The 18,295-nt window shown below is 33.7% G+C and carries 19 protein-coding genes and 1 tRNA gene; 9 read left to right on the top strand and 11 right to left on the bottom strand.

From position 1 onward, the window contains the following. Window position 1 precedes the first annotated feature (1 nt). From rseP to AC07XU_RS13950, 3 genes are all read left to right on the top strand, one after another. Window positions 2–1,384, top strand: a complete 1,383-nt coding sequence (gene rseP / locus AC07XU_RS13960; protein WP_494944247.1) for an RIP metalloprotease RseP — start codon at window positions 2–4, stop codon at window positions 1,382–1,384. Between the two features lie 38 nt (window positions 1,385–1,422). Then, window positions 1,423–1,950: a Fe-S protein assembly co-chaperone HscB gene (gene hscB / locus AC07XU_RS13955; RefSeq protein WP_494944246.1), complete on the top strand. Its 528-nt coding sequence runs from the start codon at window positions 1,423–1,425 to the stop codon at window positions 1,948–1,950. Between the two features lie 79 nt (window positions 1,951–2,029). Beyond that, window positions 2,030–2,326 carry a DUF3817 domain-containing protein gene (locus AC07XU_RS13950; RefSeq protein ID WP_494944245.1) on the top strand — a complete coding sequence of 99 codons (297 nt, stop codon included), beginning with the start codon at window positions 2,030–2,032 and terminating at the stop codon, window positions 2,324–2,326. A gap of 95 nt (window positions 2,327–2,421) precedes the next feature. Here AC07XU_RS13950 and AC07XU_RS13945 read toward each other — a convergent pair whose 3' ends face one another. The 3 genes from AC07XU_RS13945 to AC07XU_RS13935 form a co-directional block, all read right to left on the bottom strand. Further along, window positions 2,422–3,204 carry a sensor histidine kinase gene (locus tag AC07XU_RS13945; RefSeq protein WP_494944244.1) on the bottom strand — a complete coding sequence of 261 codons (783 nt, stop codon included), beginning with the start codon at window positions 3,202–3,204 and terminating at the stop codon, window positions 2,422–2,424. Then, on the bottom strand, window positions 3,197–3,757 hold the full coding sequence (locus AC07XU_RS13940; protein WP_494944243.1) for a hypothetical protein: 561 nt from the start codon (window positions 3,755–3,757) through the stop codon (window positions 3,197–3,199). The genes AC07XU_RS13945 and AC07XU_RS13940 overlap by 8 nt, the downstream gene beginning before the upstream one ends. 75 nt (window positions 3,758–3,832) lie before the next feature. Further along, complete coding sequence (locus AC07XU_RS13935) at window positions 3,833–4,243, bottom strand: hypothetical protein (RefSeq protein ID WP_494944242.1); 411 nt, start codon at window positions 4,241–4,243, stop codon at window positions 3,833–3,835. A gap of 88 nt (window positions 4,244–4,331) precedes the next feature. Here AC07XU_RS13935 and AC07XU_RS13930 point away from each other — a divergent pair, with 88 nt between their 5' ends. Together AC07XU_RS13930 and AC07XU_RS13925 are read left to right on the top strand one after the other, a co-directional pair. Further along, a complete protein-coding gene (locus AC07XU_RS13930) occupies window positions 4,332–5,000 on the top strand; it encodes a response regulator (protein ID WP_494944241.1) in 669 nt (222 codons plus the stop codon). Between the two features lie 157 nt (window positions 5,001–5,157). Then, window positions 5,158–5,862 carry a M15 family metallopeptidase domain-containing protein gene (locus tag AC07XU_RS13925; protein ID WP_494944240.1) on the top strand — a complete coding sequence of 235 codons (705 nt, stop codon included), beginning with the start codon at window positions 5,158–5,160 and terminating at the stop codon, window positions 5,860–5,862. Window positions 5,863–6,141: 279 nt separating this feature from the next. Here AC07XU_RS13925 and AC07XU_RS13920 read toward each other — a convergent pair whose 3' ends face one another. Then, window positions 6,142–7,452 (bottom strand): sensor histidine kinase, encoded by a 1,311-nt coding sequence (locus AC07XU_RS13920; protein WP_494944239.1) that lies wholly within the window; start codon window positions 7,450–7,452, stop codon window positions 6,142–6,144. A 114-nt stretch (window positions 7,453–7,566) separates the two neighbouring features. Then, window positions 7,567–7,646 (bottom strand) — tRNA-Leu (locus AC07XU_RS13915). A gap of 211 nt (window positions 7,647–7,857) precedes the next feature. Here AC07XU_RS13915 and AC07XU_RS13910 point away from each other — a divergent pair. Then, window positions 7,858–10,143, top strand: coding sequence for a glycosyltransferase family 4 protein (locus tag AC07XU_RS13910; RefSeq protein ID WP_494944238.1), 2,286 nt, complete (start codon window positions 7,858–7,860; stop codon window positions 10,141–10,143). Window positions 10,144–10,339: 196 nt separating this feature from the next. Here the strand turns inward: AC07XU_RS13910 and AC07XU_RS13905 are convergent, their stop codons facing one another. The 4 genes from AC07XU_RS13905 to AC07XU_RS13890 are packed head-to-tail and all read right to left on the bottom strand — an operon-like array spanning window position 10,340 to window position 13,212. Continuing rightward, the gene (locus tag AC07XU_RS13905; protein ID WP_494944237.1) at window positions 10,340–11,809 is read right to left on the bottom strand and encodes a glycoside hydrolase family 130 protein; all 1,470 of its coding nucleotides are present in this window, start codon (window positions 11,807–11,809) and stop codon (window positions 10,340–10,342) included. Window positions 11,810–11,830: 21 nt separating this feature from the next. Beyond that, entirely contained in the window at window positions 11,831–12,382 is a 552-nt protein-coding gene (locus AC07XU_RS13900) for a pyridoxamine 5'-phosphate oxidase family protein (RefSeq protein WP_494944236.1), read from the bottom strand. 20 nt (window positions 12,383–12,402) lie between these two features. Continuing rightward, the gene (locus tag AC07XU_RS13895; protein ID WP_494944235.1) at window positions 12,403–12,840 is read right to left on the bottom strand and encodes a hypothetical protein; all 438 of its coding nucleotides are present in this window, start codon (window positions 12,838–12,840) and stop codon (window positions 12,403–12,405) included. 3 nt (window positions 12,841–12,843) lie between these two features. Then, a complete protein-coding gene (locus tag AC07XU_RS13890) occupies window positions 12,844–13,212 on the bottom strand; it encodes a SpoIIAA family protein (RefSeq protein ID WP_494944234.1) in 369 nt (122 codons plus the stop codon). A 153-nt stretch (window positions 13,213–13,365) separates the two neighbouring features. On the opposite strand from AC07XU_RS13890, the gene AC07XU_RS13885 reads away from it, so the two are divergent. Further along, window positions 13,366–13,965 (top strand): hypothetical protein, encoded by a 600-nt coding sequence (locus AC07XU_RS13885; protein ID WP_494944233.1) that lies wholly within the window; start codon window positions 13,366–13,368, stop codon window positions 13,963–13,965. 99 nt (window positions 13,966–14,064) lie between these two features. Further along, a complete protein-coding gene (locus AC07XU_RS13880; RefSeq protein WP_494944232.1) occupies window positions 14,065–14,430 on the top strand; it encodes a response regulator transcription factor in 366 nt (121 codons plus the stop codon). 11 nt (window positions 14,431–14,441) lie between these two features. Here AC07XU_RS13880 and AC07XU_RS13875 read toward each other — a convergent pair whose 3' ends face one another. Beyond that, window positions 14,442–14,609 carry a hypothetical protein gene (locus AC07XU_RS13875; RefSeq protein WP_494944231.1) on the bottom strand — a complete coding sequence of 56 codons (168 nt, stop codon included), beginning with the start codon at window positions 14,607–14,609 and terminating at the stop codon, window positions 14,442–14,444. A 24-nt stretch (window positions 14,610–14,633) separates the two neighbouring features. Next, window positions 14,634–15,536 carry an SDR family oxidoreductase gene (locus AC07XU_RS13870; protein ID WP_494944230.1) on the bottom strand — a complete coding sequence of 301 codons (903 nt, stop codon included), beginning with the start codon at window positions 15,534–15,536 and terminating at the stop codon, window positions 14,634–14,636. A gap of 95 nt (window positions 15,537–15,631) precedes the next feature. On the opposite strand from AC07XU_RS13870, the gene ligD reads away from it, so the two are divergent. After that, window positions 15,632–18,292 carry a DNA ligase D gene (gene ligD, locus AC07XU_RS13865; protein ID WP_494944229.1) on the top strand — a complete coding sequence of 887 codons (2,661 nt, stop codon included), beginning with the start codon at window positions 15,632–15,634 and terminating at the stop codon, window positions 18,290–18,292. Window positions 18,293–18,295 lie beyond the last annotated feature (3 nt).

Below are 18,295 nucleotides of genomic sequence, written 5' to 3'. Positions count from 1 at the left end.
TATGGACGGACTGATTATGGCGGGCCAGCTTTTGCTGGGATTATCGATATTAGTAATACTACACGAATTAGGACATTTTTTAGCGGCACGTGCCTTCGGAATAAAAGTTGAAAAATTTTATCTTTTCTTTGATGCTTGGGGTTTTAAACTTTTTAGCTTTAAAGTTGGCGATACAGAATATGGAGTAGGATGGTTGCCTTTAGGTGGCTATGTTAAAATCTCTGGTATGATAGATGAATCTATGGATACCGAACAATTAGCCCTACCCGCACAACCTTGGGAGTTTCGCTCTAAACCAGCTTGGCAACGTTTAATTGTAATGTTGGGTGGTATTATTGTAAATATTATAGTTGGTATTTTCATTTTTTGGATGATTACCTTTAAATATGGTGAAGACTTTATTCCTAACGATCAATTGGTAAATGGCGTTCATCCTGGTGTTATTGGTAAGCAAATTGGCATTAAAACTGGAGATAAAATATTGGCATTAAATGGCAATAAAGTAATGCGTTTTGAAGAGTTGATAAGTTCAAAAGTGCTTTTGGGTAATCCAAAACTAACAGTTTCTAGAAACGGACAAGCGATAGATTTAAGAGTGCCTGATACAATTTTAGATAGTATTAGTGAGTATGGTATTCGTGAGTTTGTAGCACCACGTTTTGAAATCAATAAAATACAAACAGTTGTAGATCATACACCAGAAAAAGTATCATTAATTAAGAAACTTTTTGGTGCAAAACCTGCTAAAACTGTTGCACCAGCTTTTGATGCAGGTGTAAAAACTGGAGATAGCATTTTAGCCGTAAATGGTAAAAAAGTTCGTTTTAGAGATGAAGTAAATAGCATTGCAGAAAATTCAAAAAATAAACAAATTACCGTAACTGTATGGCGTAATGGTAAGGTATTGGATTTAAAACCTAAAGTTTCTGCCGTAGGTACAATTGGTGTTGCGTTTGATGTTAAAGATTTGCCAACAAAACATGTAGAGTATGGTTTCCTGGAGTCGTTTTCTGTGGGTAATAACAAAGCAATCACCACTTTTATAGATAACGGAAAAGGAATTTGGAAAATGATTACTGGCAAAGTAAGTGCTCGTAACATTAGCAGTCCCATTGGTATAGCACAAGTCTACGGTTCTGAGTTTGAATGGGAAAATTTCTGGCGTTTAACTGCTTTAATTTCAATGGCATTGGCGTTTATGAATTTGTTGCCAATACCAGCTTTAGATGGTGGTCATGTTGTATTTCTAATTATAGAAATGATTAAAGGTAAGCCACTTGGCGATAAATTTATGGAGCGTGCCCAAATTGTAGGCTTTGTAATTTTATTAAGTTTAATGGTTTTCGCCTTTGGTAATGATATTTTAAAGTTGTTTGGTAAATAAACCCCTACGTCCCCTGAAGGGGACTTATTTAGCCTCAAATGAATTATTTCGAGCTTTACGAATTACCCATCAGTTTTAATCCCGATCAAGCAATTGTGAAGCAGCAATTTTATGCGCTAAGTAAAAAGTTTCATCCAGATTTTTATATCAACGAAAGTGAAGAAAAGCAGGCAGAAGTGCTTGAGCTTTCTACCTTAAATAACAAAGCATTTCAGGTTTTGCAAGACCCGCAAAAGCGTTTGCACTACATTTTAGAATTAAAAAATCAATTGGTAGAAGGCGAAAATTACTCGCTGCCACAAGATTTTTTAATGGAAATGATGGATGTAAATGAAACGATGATGGATTTAGAATTCGATCCAGATGCCGAAAAATTAGAGAAAGTAAAAGGAGAAGTAAGTTCATTTGAAAAATTGCTCACTAAAGAATTAACGCAGCTCACAACTACTTTTGATAATGCCGATCAAGAAACTCAAGAAAACCTTTTAAAAGCCATTAAAGATGTTTATTATCGAAACAAATATTTGTATCGGATAAAACAAAGTTTAGCTCGTATAACGGCTTAAACACAGTCTAGTGTAAAAAAGCAATTGTAAATTACATTTTTAACCTTGGTTGGTTATTTTTGCATCAAAGTATTTCTCCATGTCATCATTAAATCTTTTCAGGAAAGTAGCCGTAGCCGAAGGTATATCGTATATTTTATTGTTGTTCATTGCAATGCCGCTTAAATATTGGGCAGATATGCCGCTTGCTGTAAAATATACAGGTTGGGCACATGGATTGCTTTTTGTTCTTTATGGCGCATGTTTGTTAATGGCTTGGCAAGAGCAAAAATGGAAATTCGGTAAGGTAGTATTAATCTTTATAGCCTCTTTATTACCTTTTGCACCATTTATTGTTGATAAGAAGTTGAAAGAGCAGAGACCGGCAAACGTTTAATTGTGTTGTGAAGCATTGCATTTACAAAAATTAATACAAAGTGGAAGTGCAATGAAATATAATTGCTATCATTAAACAATGGCATCAATATTTAACTATTGCTTAATTTTGCAGCTAATCCTCATGTTAAAGCCTTTATCAACCGCTGTTAAAATTTCATAATTGGCATTAATCATTTGTAACCTGCTCGAAATGTTTTGCATTCCCATTCCTTTCTTATCATTCAAAATAGCCAAATCAAACCCTTTTCCATTATCCTGATAAGTAATCAATATTTCATCTAGTGTTTCATTAAAGTTTAGCTCAATTTTTGTAGCGTAGGCATGCTTTAAGGTATTGGCAATGAGTTGTGTAATTACTCTGTACAAGGCAAGTTCTTCACTTTCGTTTAGCAACTTTTCATTTGTTTTAAAGTTATTTATCACCTCTATTTCTACTTCACCAGTTTCTTTAATAAGTGATACAAAAACCTCTATCGAATTGATAAGACCAAACATGGACAAACCTGGCGGAGAAAGATCATGAGAAACATTCCTCACATCAATAATCAGCTGATCTATTAGCTGTTTAGCAGGTATAATTGCTTGTTTTTCTAATTCGCCAGACTTCCTTATTGCCGCATTAAGCATTAATTTTATTGCAGAAAGCGTACCACCAACTTCATCATGTAAATCTTCGCCAATTCGTTTTCTTTCAATCTCTTGCGATGCAATTACGGCATTTAATAAGTCTTTTTGTTGCTTAATTTCTGTGTCTTGAAACAGTTTTCTCTGTTGCCAAATCATATTTTGGTTTCTGATATAGAGCAACAGAAAAAAAGCTATCAACAATAAAACAACTACAACACTGTAAAAAATTAATAGGTAAACATTATCCATTATTGCTAATTAGACTAAATCCTCTTGCCCAAAAAAGATACATCACTAATACCAGTGCTGCATGTAAATTCCATACAACAGTATTCATACTTTTATTAGCACTTACGAATACTAAATAATTAGATAAAATAAATATAACACAAGCAACAGGGAAATACATTAATGTACCCATGTTAAACCAACTAATTGGTTTTTTGATCCAATTTTCGGCAAATTCACTTTTGTAGAGATAAAGTAAACAGAAAAAGGTAATTAAAATTGCTTCTAGTGGCCTTGTATAGGTATTAAAACTGTAAATACTTTGTATAAATGTAAAATTAAAAACACACAGCAAAGGAAAAATAACCATTAAATAAGTTAGTGCTCTTTTAACTTTTTGGTCTGCAAAAATACTTTTGAAATAGGCGAATATTAAAACTGCTTCAACAATTGTATACAAATGTAGGAGAGGTAAATTTCTCATTCCAAACTTAACAAATACTAATGCAGAAAGGTTAATTAAGCCCGAGATTACCAAATAAAATAGAAGTAATCTAGGGCCTTTAGCTGCCATTTTATATTTTAATAAACCAATTGTTAGAGGAATTAAAATACTTAATGGAACAATATAAGAGAGAAACATATTTTATTAAGGAATGAATAATGGGCTTTTGGGATCGCATTCAGATGGGCATGGTTTTGTAAAATCATAAATTTCAGAGCCATCGCCATCATCTTCTAAATTGATTGGAACAGTGACAATATCATTTCCTTGTTTGTCTACAGCAACAATTAAAGCGCTAACATCATTATCTTTTGTTGTATCGGTTTGTTTAACAGCAAAATAAGCTCTTACACCTTGCAATGAATTAGAAACATTACCATCTTTATCAACTATTGAGTATTTTTCAATAATAGCTAAAAGATCATTAATAGGAATTAAAATTGCTCTAGGAATATTTGAATCAGGCACTGCTGCATTTTTCATTTGTTCTCTAAAACGAGTTACTCTGGCTCTTGCCATTTTAAGCGGAATGGTTGGGACGTTAATAGGGTTCATGGTTTTTTTTCCTCTAATCTAAATAAAAAATGCTATTCTGCTGTTATAACATACAATTTTTATAATTTCATGCCATCAATCTTTACTTATGAATATTAATATTGCCATTGCCGATGATCAAAAGCTTTTTAGAAAAGGGATGGTTGCCTTACTATCAACCTTTGATAATATTACGTTGCTTTTTGAGGCTGGCAACGGATTAGAGCTTTTAAAGCTTTGTGAGCAAGCCGAAGTAAAACCAGACGTGGTATTGTTAGATTTGTCGATGCCAGAAATGAATGGCTTAGATGCATTAAAAATACTAAAGCAAAAGTATCCAAACATTGCAGTTATTGTTTTAACCATCCACGAAGCAGATAATTTTATTTTAGCAACAATACAAGCTGGTGCAAATGGTTACTTGGCAAAAAACGCCGAACCAGAGGAAGTAGAGTTAGCAATTAGAGAGGTGTATAAAAACGATTTTCATTTTACCTTACCTATGCTAGAAATTATGCGTAAAGGTTTAACTAAAAATATCCACGCAACTCAGCTCAACAATGAGCATAATTTAACGCCACGAGAAATAGAAGTTTTACAACTCATTTGTAAGCAGTTTAACAGCGTAGAAATTGCAGAAAAATTATTCTTAAGCAATAGAACAGTAGAAGGTCACCGCAATAACCTATTAATTAAAACCGGTAGTAGAAACACGGCTGGCTTAGTTTTGTATGCATTGCAGCATAAAATGATTGATTTGGCTACCTTTTTGCCATAAAACCAGGTAATTTTACCTACCTATATGCGTGGTTTTACCTAAAGTAATATAGTAGTGATTTTACGCATAAATATCTTTTATAAATATTGTCTCTTAGCAAAATAAACAACATGTTTTAACATGCAAATTTTGCCCTTGCAAGCATATTTAAAAAAAGATGGAGACTATAGATAAAATAAAAGCCCTACAAGCAAAAGCTGGAATTGAAGCTGATGGAGTTGTTAATTCAACGATTTGGTTAAATATCTATTATTTATTATTCAAATCTATTCCTTATGATATTAATAATCGATCAATTATTAAGGCAATTGAAAAAAAGATAGGTGTTAGGGTTGATGGATATCCTTGGCACAAGGTATGGGATGTTTTATATGACCAACTCGTTGTAAATGATGTAAATAATGAAGTAGTATTAGGTGATGATAATCAACAAATGCTTAAAACGATGCCAAAAGAAGTCGTTCCATTTGTTAAAGAATTAATTTTTTTGGCCGAAAACCATGGTATTAATGTTAAAATAACCAAAAATTTAAATGATCAAACTGAAAAATCTGAAAGCGAATATGCATTAACTGATGTTAAGAAAGAACAAAATATATACAATTTTGGCTTAGCTTTTAATGTAACTATTCTTGCTGAACCTTCGGAAAATAATTTTGAAGAAAAAATAACGCATTATACTAAAGTGGCCAAGCTAGGTGAATCCATTGGCTTAACCTGTTTAAACAGTAAAAATGCAATATCTAATGTGGCTAATTTTATTCTGAGGCCAGCTTGGGCAGTTAGAATGAAGGAAAATGAAATGCTACAAGAATTAGAAAGAAGACGAAGAGAAGATATCAATCTTTTATCGATATTATAGCTTTCAAGCTCTCCACAAATCAAACGTAATATGCTGTTGATTTAACACTAAGCCTTCATCTATTGAAGGCTTTTTCCGTATAATTTGCTAACCAACATCCATAAAAAAAATAGTTTTTAGAAAAGCAGTTGCAGTACAATTTTTAAACGTTGTTCCTTCTTTCCGCTAAATTCCCCATTAAAATTTGAGAATCAAATTTTAATAGGGAGATACCGCTGCAATAAGGTTTAGCTTTCAAAGTCTGTTCAATTATTAACGGCAAACAAGCTAGCCTGTAAACTAACCTAATTGAAGTGGGATGAATATATAAAATGTTGATCCTACGTTCAGCTCACTTTCAAATCCTATAGTTCCGCCTTGTAGCTCTATAAATTCCTTACAAAGTAAAAGCCCTAAACCAACGCCCTTTTCATTATCTGTACCGTAAGTTGGTGTAGCTTTCATCGAAAATATTTCAGATTTTTTATCCTCAGCTATACCACCGCCATTATCAGTAATTGATACCTTACATTGTTTGCCAGTTAATGCTACATTCAACTCTATCTTTCCACCAAAAGGGGTGAACTTAATCGCATTACTTATTAAATTTCGCACAACCAATTGCAGCATATCAATATCAGCTATAACTAATATAGGAGATGGTATTTGGTAGTTCAAGCTAATATTTTTATTCAGTGCCAATGTTTTTTCCATCTCCAATGTTGTTGCTAAAGCTGATCTTAAATCAATTTCTTTTAGCTGTACAGTTGGTCCATCCATTTGAGATTTAGACCATAACAATAAATTAGAGAGCATTTCTAATGAACTATTAGTAGATTTTAATAAGTCTTTTTCTATTACTGCTTTGTCTGCAGCAGCAATTTCATTATCATTTAAAAGCATTAAATAATTTTGGATACTTACCAAAGGCGATCTTAAATCATGAGAAATAATAGACATCAGTTTGTCTTTTTCAATATTATTTTTCTCTACTGCAATGCTCTTTTCTATTGCATCATTTTTTTCCTTATCGTAACTACGTCTAATAAATTTAATTACTAAAAAAGTAGCAAGAATTGGTATTGGAAAAGCAGTAACTCTATCCAAAAATTGACTTTTGCCTGGAGTAATAGGATAGAGTATCCACTCTGGATGTAAATATTCTACCACATGGATTATGGCAAAGCAAAATAAATAAACAATAAGCCAAATGATGTGCTGTTTGTATGGCGATATGGCAAAAATCAATAATAAATAGGCTGGCCAAATGATATCTGTAGAGCCAATAATGCCAGAGTTGGTAAAGTAATTTGCTCCTAAAATTAAAATACCAATGCTTGCAAATAATATGGTGCTGTGCGGTTTGTAATTGAATCTAGAATTGTAATACTGATAGAAAAAAACAAGTAAAAAGATTAAACCCGATAATGCACCAAAACGTAAACCAATAAAAAAATTATAGGGAATATAGATCAGGTTTATGATTAATAAACCTAAAGCTATAGAATGAAAAATGCGGCTCTCAAGTGTAAAATTATCTTTTGTGCCAACTAAATCAGCCCAAGAGGTTATTTTTACATCAGTTAATTTTTTATTGAGCGGTTTAGACATGTGTTTTAAATGGGGATATTTTCAAGATAGCAATACCTTATAAATTATGCCATTTTTTATGTTAAAAATGTGCAAAAAACATAAAAGCCTTAGATTTCTCTAAGGCTTTTAGCGTACCCAGCGCCGGAGTCGAACCGGCACGGTTTCCCACAGGTGTTTGAGACCAGCGCGTCTACCAATTCCGCCAGCTGGGCATTTGTTCTTAAGCGGGCTGCAAATCTATCATTAAACTAGCGAAAAAGCAAAATTTTTTTCTTAAATAAATTTATTAGGGTTAAATATCTCCTTTTAGGAATGTCATTTTAATTACTAGGTGCATAGGTTTTAAAAACAACAAGGTTAAAAACATTGTTAATCTTAAGTCTAACAGACGAAGTTCCTTAATTTTTTAGCCTGTTTACCCCTATGAAAATCGCTTATATTTCTACCTATCCACCTCGTGAGTGCGGATTAGCCACTTTTAACAATAATTTATTAAAAGCTTTAAACGCCAATTTCACAAATTCAACACTGTTAGAAACCAGTATGGTTATTGCCATGAATAATCCTGATGATTTAGCTGAATACAATTATCCTGAGGAAGTGAAATTTATAATTAGACAAAATAACCAGGACGATTATAAAGCAGCAGCAAAATTTATTAATGAAAGTGATGTTGATGCTTGTATTTTGCAACATGAATTTGGCATTTACGGCGGAGAAAGCGGGATTTATGTGCTGCCATTTATCAATGAAATAGAAAAACCAATTATTTCTATTTTACATACAATTTTAAATACACCAACCTACCTGCAAAAATCTATTATTAAAGAGATTGCTAAAAGATCTGCTAAAATTGTGGTTATGAGCAATAAAGCAGTTGGTTTTTTAGAAACTATTTACGATATCCCAAGTGCAAAAATTAAAGTAATTGAGCATGGTGTGCCAGATTTAGAAGCGCCAAAAATAAACCCAATTAAACAACTACCAGAATTACAAGGCAAGAAAATACTGTTAACTTTTGGACTAATTAGCAGAAATAAGGGTTTAGAAACCGTTGTTAAAGCCTTGCCACGTATTGTAAGAGAAAATCCAGATGTTGTTTATGTGGTTTTGGGAAACACTCACCCAGGAGTTGTTAAGGATTCGGGAGAGGAATATCGTGATTATTTGAAGCAGTTGGCCCTTGATTTAAATGTGGCAGATCATTTAATTTTTATGAACCGCTTTGTGGCTGAAGAGGAATTGATTGATTATTTGACAGCAGCAGATGTTTATGTTACACCATATTTTAATGAGGCACAAATTACAAGCGGCACATTATCTTATGCAGTAGGAGCAGGTGCAGCCGTAGTTAGTACACCTTATTGGCATGCTCAAGAGTTATTGGATAACAATAGAGGCCGGTTATTTAATTTTAAAGATGATATTGGATTAGCAGAAATTGTTAATCAACTTTTAAACAATCCCGACAAGCTTAAGGCATTAAAAAAGAATGCTTATGAATATGGTTTAAAGTTAAGGTGGCCAAAAATTGGTAAATCATTTATTGATGTGATTGAAAAATCGGCCAAACACCCAGATTATAGCGATAAAATATTGCGACAAATTGTTGATAGAAGTGTAATACCAGAATTAGATTTATCTTATGTTAAGCGATTAACCGATGATACTGGCATTTTTCAGCATGCTAAATTTGGGGTTCCAAATAGAAAAGAAGGCTATTGTATTGACGACAATTCGAGAGCTTTAATTATGGCTTTAATGGCTTATCAAGAAAATAAAAATGCGGATGCTTTAAATCTGATACCAATTTATTTAAGCTACATACACGACTTACAGCTTGAAAATGGAAACTTTAGAAATTTTACAAGCTTTAGCAGACAGTTTTTAGATGAAGAAGGTTCTGATGATTCATTTGGGAGAACGGTTTGGTCATTAGGTTATTTAATTCATAATGCGCCTAACAGATCTTATGCTGAGTTTGGTTACGAACTGTTTTTTAAATCTGTAAATCATTTTAAAAATTTGGTTCATTTAAGAGGTATTTGTAATACCATTACTGGGGTAAGTTACTATCTAAAAACTCACCCTTATGATGAAAGAATATTGAATGAATTGAATTTGCTTACTGATCAACTAATTGCATCTTACAAAAGCACTAAAGATGAAGATTGGCACTGGTTTGAAAATCATCTAACTTATGACAATGCCATTTTTCCACTAGCGCTTTTTCATGTTGAAGAAATTACTGGAAGACAAGATGTCAGCGAAATTGCACATGAATCATTAAAATACTTAGAGAAAATTACTTTCAGTTTGAGTACTGTAAACCCGGTTGGTAATAATGGTTGGCATTTAAAAGGTAATAAAGAGGTGCCAATGTATGACCAACAAGCGATAGAGATTATGGCGATGGTGTTGATGTACCATCAGGCTTATGTTGTAACCAGAGAGCAAGAATATTTAAAGAAAATGTTTACAAGCTACCTATGGTTTTTGGGCGAAAATACATTGAGAATTCCATTGTATGACTCTGAAACAAAGGGTTGTGCTGATGGATTACAGAGTGGGGGAGTAAATAGAAATCAAGGTGCTGAAAGTACCTTGGCTTACTTGATATCGCACTTAACAGTTTTAAAAGCATTTAAGCATGAGAACCATTTAAACGGAATTAAGAAAGCCGAAAGTTTGGCGATAATTAACAAGTAATAATGTTAATAGCAAAAAGAGCTTTGATGAAAATCAAAGCTCTTTTTTTGTGGGTTATGTTTTTGTGAATAAGCAGCGGCTGATGTTTTTAGCCCTGATTGCAGCGATATCTCCCGATCCGATTTTTCATCGGATTGGGAATTTAGCGTAAAGCAGGACTGACATTAAAAATGGCACTGCATCTGCGCTTCAAATATTAATCTGGTGAACTTTTAAGTCGCTCTAATAGGCTTTCTAAATTAACTGTAGCAAATGACGATGAATAATCTGAAAGTCCGTAAGGTAGAATTAACTCGCCATTGTTGATGATTGAACCGCAAGAATAAACCACATTGGGTACATAACCTTCGCGTTCATCGGGATTTGGAATGAGCAATGGCTCTGTTAAACGACCAATTTCGATGGTTGGATCATTTAAATCTAGCAAAGTTGCACTTAAACAATACCTGCGCATTGGACCAACGGCATGGGTAATTATTAACCAGCCATCTTTGGTTTCTATTGGCGAACCGCAATTGCCTAATTGTACAAATTCCCAGCTGTATTTTGGTTCCTGAAATTTAATTGGATTTTCCCAGATGTTAATTTTATCTGAATACATGATATAATTGTTGATACCATCTATACGAGCCAACATGGCATATTTTCCATTAATTTTGCGAGGAAAAAGTGCAAGGTTTTTGTTTTGTGCACCAGCGCCAAACAATGGCCCGACGGTAAAATCGTAAAAATCTTTGGTTTTTAATAATTTAGGGATGATGATATGTCCATCATAGGCTGTATAGGTTGCATAATAGGCTGATGAACCATCATCATTGGTAAATTTGGTGAATCTGGCATCTTCAATTCCTTTCCTTTCGAACTCTGAAATTGGAAAAATTACTCGGTCTGATATATCTGTATCTAACGAAAAAACGATTTCATAATAAGAATCTGATAACCAAAGCACTTTCTCAAATTCTACATCTTTCTCTGGATCATTTTCTAAAGCTTGTGCTTCACCAATTATTTTTTTAAGTGTGATATAATCGAAATGATCATCCAATTTTGCATCAAGTTTTGCTAAAATATCTTTGTCTATTAAAGATGTTAGGCCTTTTTCTAAGAAAAGTTTCTTGTTATAGGTTGCATTTCTAATTACTTCCGCTTCATCAACGTAATCGCCAACGGGCATCACCGTAATGTTATTTTGACTATCAATTAAAGCTCTTCTAAACACGATAGATGAAATGTGACCTTCGCCAACGGCTCTAAAGCTAATGATCAAACGCCTTTGGCCTTCAACTAAATCAGACTGGTCTGGGTCTTCTACAATAGAAGGATTAAAAAACGCCGCAGATTCTATAGAATATTCATGAGTAAAATAAGAGCCAATTAGCAATTTGCAATGTTGGTCTAACTCATGGTAATCAATATCCATTTTCTCAAAAAGCGGTTTAAGCTTTTTGCAATGTCTCGATAAGATTTTAGTAATATTTCTATGTCTTTTCGAATATTCTTGAAGCAGCGGCGAAATAATACCGAAAACTTGATCTTTATTTAGCGTAAGCACTTTTTTAATTACTTCTTTGGCCCTATCATCACCATTAAAGAAAAACCTAGCAATAACTCTTTTAGAATCTGGATATACTTTTACTTGTTTACGCTCTATTTTTAATCTCTTCATTTTGCGGTATTTTAGTTTTTATTATACTTCTAGTTTACCTTCCACAGAATCGTCCATGGTTTTACCAGTAATAATTGAAGCTGCCATTTTTATAAATGCAACTGCTTCGCCATGTTTGGTATCCCAATAGTAAACATTAGTTGGTGTAATTTTTAATAAGCTGATATTTGGATCATCTTTTCCGTTTTGGAACCAAACCTTTAAAAATGGATTCCACAACTCATCAATTTTTGCTTGATCTTTAATCACTTCGGCTATGCCGTAAACGCTTAAAAAGCCTGAGTTTTTGTTCTCTTGAAAGAAAAGCTGCGTGAACGGATCGTTTTTAATTTCCTCATTTTTATTGCTATCAATCATGCTGATGAACCATAAGTTGCCATCATCATCTATGTCTTGCACAGACATTGGTCTAACAGAAACAGGTAAGCCAGTTTTAATATTTGTACAGAAAAAACAATTTTCGGCACTTTTAGCCAAATCTTTTAACTTTTTAACAGCCTCTTTTCCTTCGAGTGTTTTAATATGATCTTGTGTGTTTTGTGTATTGTTTGAGCTATCTCTCGAGTTTTCCATGATATTTAGGTTTAGGTTGATTATTTTTTTGAAAGTGTTTTTAATACATAGGCAGTAACCAAAGCGCCAAAAAGATAATAACCAACCGTGAGTGCTTTTGTTTGGTTGGTTCTTGTAACTGGTTCTGGATTTAGGCCCATAGGTTCTGGTAATTTAAGCGCTCCAATGCCAGCACTTAAACCTAAAAAGATTGCTTTGGGCCAAATGAAGTTTCTATTACCGCCAATTAAACTGTAATACATGGCATTTGCAACTAAATCTGCTTTTAATGTAGCATTGTGCAAATCGGTTTTATCGGTAATAGGAGTACCGTATTTGCTTAGGGTTTTGTTTAGTGCCTGCTCGCCAATTTTATTTATTTGCGGAACATTGGTGGCATTTTTTCTAAGCGTTTCGTGCAAAAGGTTTAAGGCTACTGAACCTATAAAGCCTGCTGTAATGTTTTTAATAAATCCCATAATTTATGATTTTAAGCTTACCCAAGCAATTGCTTCGTTAAGTTCTGCTAATGGAAATCCTTTTGCCTCTCCAGGTGTTACGTAACTAAAGGCATCTGTAAATTTTTCTACTGCTTTTTGGTCGGTTACAATGGCCATTTTTTTCCATGCTGTAAGATGTTTCAAACCTGCAACCATATCCTGAAACCAAGCGCCTGCAGTAAAGTTTTCTACTTTAGTTTCTAATACAAGCATATAATGTATTTCGCCATATTTTGCTTTAATCACTTCTAGGCCTGGTAATAATACACTTTTTAAATCTTCTGCTGTAACTTCACCAGTGGCTTTTACACCAAAAACATGGTCTGGTAAATTAGGTAGTAATATTAACATAGGTTTCTATTTTATAGTTAGAATAACAATAAGTTTTGCAGTAATGTTTTAAAATAAGAATGTACTAAACCTATATCTTATCTGTTATTATGGAAGTTTTTACAACAAAAGAAAAGCTATAGTGTTGATGAGTCAAATCTAAACCTATAGAAAATGTTTAATCATCTAATACCAGAACAAAAGGAGGGCAGCCAACTCGATTTATCATCAGAGAAAAAGTTTGCCACATCTATTGAAGCACAAGAATTTTTTAAATTAGCCAAGCAAAGGTTAATGAATGTTAACCAATGGGACGAAACTTGTAAAGCTCCGTCATCAGTTTTTAAATTAATGAATGATAAATGCCAGCTAATAGTGGGTTTGGTAAAAGAGGGCGATTTTATTAGGATTGATATCCCCGGGCCTGGCAGCAGAGCGGGAGATGGTTACGACTGGGTTAAGGTAGAAATAATAGTGGAAAAGGATGCAATTGATGAAAATATATTGAGCATTACTGTAAGGCCATCAAAACATCCATTGAAAAATAACGGTGAAACTGCACATTTTTTTAAGAATGATGCAACTTCTACATTTCAAGTTAAAAGAAAAGGAAATATTGTTTTTGCAGAAATACATGGAAGAAATGAGTTGCCAAATACCGATGTAAACAACTTTTTTGATAAATTTAGAAATACGCTAATAGGTTGGGTTGCAAAAATTGGATTTTCCTATCCGCAATGGAAATGCCTAACTGAAGGATTAGTGAGCAGCTAAAAATATTAATCAATTAATTTTTTAGAACGTGTGTGTTTATACATATGATTTTTATATTTGCTAAACATCCCCAAATTTATAATTACTAAATATAATATTTTGAAAAGAAATATTTACGTTGTTGAAGACAACGATGATATAAGAGAACTTGTACAATATTTATTAGAGAGTGAAGGATATGAGGTAGAATCATTTGCTAATGTAGCAGACTTCGATCAAAAATTTGAGGTTAAGCTACCTGATGCTTTAATATTAGATATTATGCTGCCTGACGGAAATGGAATGGATTTATGTAACAAAATTAAAGCCTCTAGTGCAACTAAAAACATTCCGATACTTTTAATGTCTGCAAATACCAATGCTTTGTCTATCAACAAAAAAACTGAAGCAGACGATTTTATCTCAAAACCATTTGATATTGATGAATTTGCCAATAAAGTGGCGAAAATATTAGCTTTAAAATAAAAGGGAAAACATTATAGTTTTCCCTTTTTTGCACCTTCTTTTGTTTTACTTGGGTCTTTACCAGCTTGTCCGTATTTTGGAGCTGCACCTTCGCCATTTTGATCAAAAGATGCTTTTCCTTTAGCATCACCTGTTTCTTTCGTTTTTTCTTTATCGGTTGATTTTTTCTGATTTTCCATTCTATTAATTTTATAATTATTACTTTATATCGTAATTCTTCCGCCGGTAACCGGTAATGTAGCCCCTGCAATGTAACTGGCTTCATCAGATGCCAAAAAAACATAAGCAGGTGCAACTTCGACAGGTTGTCCTGGTCTGCCCATAGGTGTGTCTTGTCCAAATTTTTCGGCGTTTGGCATCGTTGATGGGATAAGCGGAGTCCATATTGGTCCGGGTGCAACCGCATTAACTCTTATGCCTTTACCTTCCATCAACAAAATTTGACTTAAGTTAGCGGTAAAGTTTTGGATTGCGCCTTTGGTTGCTGCATATGGTAGTAAAACTTCAGAAGGATTATACGCATTAACTGAGGTGGTATTAATGATACTGCTTCCCTTAGGCATATGAGGCACTGCCGCTTTGCTCAAATAAAACATTGGGTGTATGTTCGTATCAAATGTTTTAATCCATTCTTCGCTTGGTATTTCGGCTAAACTCTCTCTCCCCATTTGAAAAGCAGCGTTGTTTACCAAAATATCAATACCTCCAAATGATGAGATTGCCTGTTCAATAATTTTTTTGCAATGACTTTCTTTTCTAATATCGCCTTTTACTAAAACTGCTTTTTGCCCAGCCTCTTCTACCCATTTAGCGCTATCTTTTGCATCGTCGGTTTCCTCATCACTTAGATAGCTTATTAAAACATCGGCACCTTCTCTTGCAAAAGCGATGGCAATAGCTTTACCAATTCCCGAATCTCCGCCAGTGATAATTGCTTTTTTTCCTTTTAATCTGCCATTACCTTGGTAAGATTTTTCTCCATGGTCTGCCAAAGGTTTTAAATCTTTTTCGCTACCTGGCGGATTTTGTTCTTGTTTAGGAAACGGCGGCACCGGATATTTTTGATCTGGATTAGATTTGTTTTCTTGCTTTTTCTGTTTCTTCATATCGGTAGATAATTTAAGATCAGCTTTTAATGACTGTTTAAGACATAAACATTTTAAAATCTATAGTGTTTAAGCTATTGTAATAAATCATCAGCATGAGTTTAGCAAAATACAGGAAAAAGAGATCTTTTGAAGCCACAACAGAACCTGAAGGAGGAGCAGGAAACGGAAAAGAACTTCGCTTTGTGATACAAAAACATGCCGCTTCTCATTTGCATTATGATTTTAGATTAGAGATGGGAGGCGTGCTAAAAAGTTGGGCTGTTCCAAAAGGTCCATCAACCGACCCTAAAACCAAACGTTTAGCAATGATGGTTGAAGATCATCCGTTTGATTATAAAGATTTTGAAGGGATTATCCCGGCAGGAGAATATGGAGGAGGAACTGTAATTGTTTGGGATGAAGGAACTTATGAAGCTTTAGAAGCTAAAGAGCAAAACGTAAAAGGGCAAGAGCAATATCTACTGAAAGAGCTCAAAAAAGGTTCTGTTAAAATGATTTTACATGGCAAAAAATTAAAAGGTGAGTTTGCGCTTGTAAAAACCAAAGGGATGGGAGAAAATGCTTGGCTACTTATTAAACATAATGATAAGTACGCATCGGCGGATGAGATTACCAAAAAAGACAAATCTGTTATTTCTGGAAAAACAATAGCACAAGTAACCAAAAGTTTTGAGGTTAAGGCCAAAAAGCAAAAGCCCCCAAAAGAATTAACAATAGAGATTGAAAAAAAGATAAACGATACCCACGAAGAAACTGAAAATGATTTAAAAACCATCCTTAAAAAAGCAGATAAGCAGACTTTTTACACTAAATTAAAGCCAATGTTGGCTACTTTGGTCACTAATCCGGTTGATGATGACCAATGGGTTTATGAGATAAAATGGGATGGATATAGGGCATTAGCTTTTAAAAATAAAACAAAGTTAGAGCTCAAATCACGGAATGAAAATTCTTACAACGAAAAATTTTATCCTATTTATAACGCATTAAAAGATTTAAAATTGAATGCAGTTTTAGATGGAGAAATAATTGTAGTGAATGATAAAGGAACCGCAGATTTTGGCGCTTTACAAAATTGGAAAAGCGAAGCTGATGGGAATTTGATGTATTACGTTTTTGATATTTTATGGTTTGAAGGATATGACCTTAAAAATTTGCCGCTTATTGCTCGTAAACAAATTTTAGAAAGAGTAATTGCAGACCATCCGCTAATTAAAATTAGTAAGCATTTTAATACTTCTGGAACCGAATTTTTAGCTGCTGCTGTTAAAATGGAGTTGGAAGGCGTAATTGCAAAACAGCAAGATAGCACTTATGAAACTAACCACAGAAGTGGTAATTGGCTCAAAATTAAAGCAAATAGAAGGCAAGAGGTAGTTATTGGAGGTTTTACCAAAAACGATGATACCAGTAAACCGTTTAGTTCTCTATTGGTTGGGGTTTATGATAAAAATAAATTCGTTTACACTGGCAAAATAGGTACAGGCTTTACAGTTAAACAGCAAAAGGAATTGTTGTTGAAATTTGAAAAGTTGATTATAGACAAGCCAGCATTTAGCACCGAGCCAGATGTAAATAAGGCAAGTAGATTTAGACCTAATCCGCCAAAGGCGAAAGCAACTTGGTTAAAGCCTGAATTAATTTGTGAGGTAAATTTTACAGAGATGACGAGTGATGGAGTAATGAGGCATGCATCTTTTGCAGGGATGAGACCAGATAAGGAAGCTGGTGAAGTGGTTTTAGAAAAAGCTAAATCAACGGCTAATATAATTAAAAATACTGACAATAAAGTCGATTTATTAAAGACAAATAAACCCGCTAGTAAAAACTTTTTAAATGAAGAGGAAGAAACTCAAGGTAAAAAAGTAAACGGTAATGATTTGAAATTTACCAATTTGAGTAAAATCTATTGGCCAAAAGAAAAAATAACCAAACGAGATTTGATCAATTATTATGAACAGGTTGCACCAGTTTTGTTACCCTACCTTAAAAATAGGCCCCAATCTTTAAATCGGTTTCCTAACGGGATAACAGGACAGAGTTTTTATCAAAAAGATGTAACAGGTAAGGTGCCAGATTGGACAGATTTATACCTTTATCATAGTGGAGATAGCGATGAGGATAAACATTTCCTTTTAGGTAATGATAAAGCCACACTTTTGTACATGGTTGGTTTGGGTTGCATTGAAATTAACCCTTGGAGTAGTACGATAAAAAAACCAGATCATCCTACTTGGTGTATCATTGATTTAGATCCGGCAAAAAACACTTTTGATCAGGTAGTTGAAGCTGCATTGATAACAAAAGATATTTTAGATGATATGGGTGTGCCAAGTTATTGTAAAACAAGTGGGTCAACTGGATTACATATTTATATCCCGCTAGGGGCAAAATATACGTATGAGCAATCTAAAGAATTTGCAAGAATTATAGTCACGCTTGTTCATCAGGAAATACCAAAATATACAAGTTTAGAAAGAGCGGTTAAGGATAGGGGAGGAAAGATGTATTTAGATTTTTTGCAAAACAGGGCACAAGCAACATTAGCTGCTCCTTATGCCGTACGACCAAAGCCTGGAGCAACTGTTTCTATGCCACTTGCGTGGAATGAAGTGAAAAAAGGTTTAAAAATGAAAGATTTCCATATTTTTAACGCTTTAGAAAGAATAGAAAGCCTTGGTGATATCTTTAAACCAGTTTTAGGGAAAGGGATAGATCTTAAAAAAGTTATCTCGAAATTACACTCTCGCTAGCAT

This window comes from Pedobacter sp. GW456-11-11-14-TSB4 (assembly GCF_059424425.1).
Note: the sequence above shows the minus strand (reverse complement) of the source record. Positions and strands in the feature narration are given on the sequence as shown.

Coding starts and splice junctions, on each gene's coding strand:
- AC07XU_RS13940 (WP_494944243.1), bottom strand. CDS start 3,757: ATGGCAGCTAAAGGCCCTAGATTACTTCTATTTTATTTGGTAATCTCG.
- AC07XU_RS13870 (WP_494944230.1), bottom strand. CDS start 15,536: ATGAAGAAACAGAAAAAGCAAGAAAACAAATCTAATCCAGATCAAAAA.
- AC07XU_RS13920 (WP_494944239.1), bottom strand. CDS start 7,452: ATGTCTAAACCGCTCAATAAAAAATTAACTGATGTAAAAATAACCTCT.
- AC07XU_RS13930 (WP_494944241.1), top strand. CDS start 4,332: ATGAATATTAATATTGCCATTGCCGATGATCAAAAGCTTTTTAGAAAA.
- AC07XU_RS13900 (WP_494944236.1), bottom strand. CDS start 12,382: ATGGAAAACTCGAGAGATAGCTCAAACAATACACAAAACACACAAGAT.
- AC07XU_RS13925 (WP_494944240.1), top strand. CDS start 5,158: ATGGAGACTATAGATAAAATAAAAGCCCTACAAGCAAAAGCTGGAATT.
- AC07XU_RS13935 (WP_494944242.1), bottom strand. CDS start 4,243: ATGAACCCTATTAACGTCCCAACCATTCCGCTTAAAATGGCAAGAGCC.
- AC07XU_RS13905 (WP_494944237.1), bottom strand. CDS start 11,809: ATGAAGAGATTAAAAATAGAGCGTAAACAAGTAAAAGTATATCCAGAT.
- AC07XU_RS13945 (WP_494944244.1), bottom strand. CDS start 3,204: ATGGATAATGTTTACCTATTAATTTTTTACAGTGTTGTAGTTGTTTTA.
- ligD (WP_494944229.1), top strand. CDS start 15,632: ATGAGTTTAGCAAAATACAGGAAAAAGAGATCTTTTGAAGCCACAACA.
- rseP (WP_494944247.1), top strand. CDS start 2: ATGGACGGACTGATTATGGCGGGCCAGCTTTTGCTGGGATTATCGATA.
- AC07XU_RS13950 (WP_494944245.1), top strand. CDS start 2,030: ATGTCATCATTAAATCTTTTCAGGAAAGTAGCCGTAGCCGAAGGTATA.
- AC07XU_RS13910 (WP_494944238.1), top strand. CDS start 7,858: ATGAAAATCGCTTATATTTCTACCTATCCACCTCGTGAGTGCGGATTA.
- AC07XU_RS13895 (WP_494944235.1), bottom strand. CDS start 12,840: ATGGGATTTATTAAAAACATTACAGCAGGCTTTATAGGTTCAGTAGCC.
- hscB (WP_494944246.1), top strand. CDS start 1,423: ATGAATTATTTCGAGCTTTACGAATTACCCATCAGTTTTAATCCCGAT.
- AC07XU_RS13885 (WP_494944233.1), top strand. CDS start 13,366: ATGTTTAATCATCTAATACCAGAACAAAAGGAGGGCAGCCAACTCGAT.
- AC07XU_RS13890 (WP_494944234.1), bottom strand. CDS start 13,212: ATGTTAATATTACTACCTAATTTACCAGACCATGTTTTTGGTGTAAAA.
- AC07XU_RS13875 (WP_494944231.1), bottom strand. CDS start 14,609: ATGGAAAATCAGAAAAAATCAACCGATAAAGAAAAAACGAAAGAAACA.